This is a genomic window from Mesorhizobium sp. WSM4817 (genome assembly GCF_055811135.1).
In genome coordinates, this window is record NZ_JBVVQQ010000130.1 from 1 (window position 1) to 497 (window position 497).

Sequence of the window (497 nt, forward strand, 5' to 3'; positions counted from 1 at the left end):
GAGAAAGGCGAGCGGAGGGCGGAGCGGGTTGGCTACCGGTCCGGCTATTATGAGCGCAAGCTTGTGACGCGGGTTGGGGTGCTGGAACTTCGCGTACCGCAGGATCGGACCGGCCGGTTCTCGACGGAATTGTTCGAGCGTTATCAGCGCTCGGAGAAGGCACTGGTATCGGCGCTGGTCGAGATGTACGTGCAAGGCGTGTCGACCCGGAAGGTGAAGGCGATCACCGAGGAACTGTGCGGCCACGCCTTCTCGGCCTCGACGGTGAGCGAGGCGACGGCGCGGCTGGATGAGGCGCTGAAGGCGTTCTTTGAGCGGCGGCTTGCCGAACCTTACCCGTACCTCATCCTGGACGCGCGCTATGAGCGGGCGCGCGAGGCCGGCGTGATCGCCAGCCAGGCGGTCTTGGTGGCGATCGGCGTCGACTGGGAGGGCCGGCGCCAGGTGCTCGGTGTCGAGCTGGCCAACCGTGAAAGCCATTCGAGCTGGCGCGCGTT

1 protein-coding gene is annotated in these 497 nt (G+C 66.4%); it reads left to right on the forward strand.

Going from position 1 to position 497, the window contains the following annotated elements; translation table 11 throughout:
• Window positions 1-497, forward strand: a 497-nt coding sequence (locus AC0L2K_RS35040) for an IS256 family transposase (RefSeq protein WP_473533667.1), incomplete at both ends; no start/stop codon positions are given.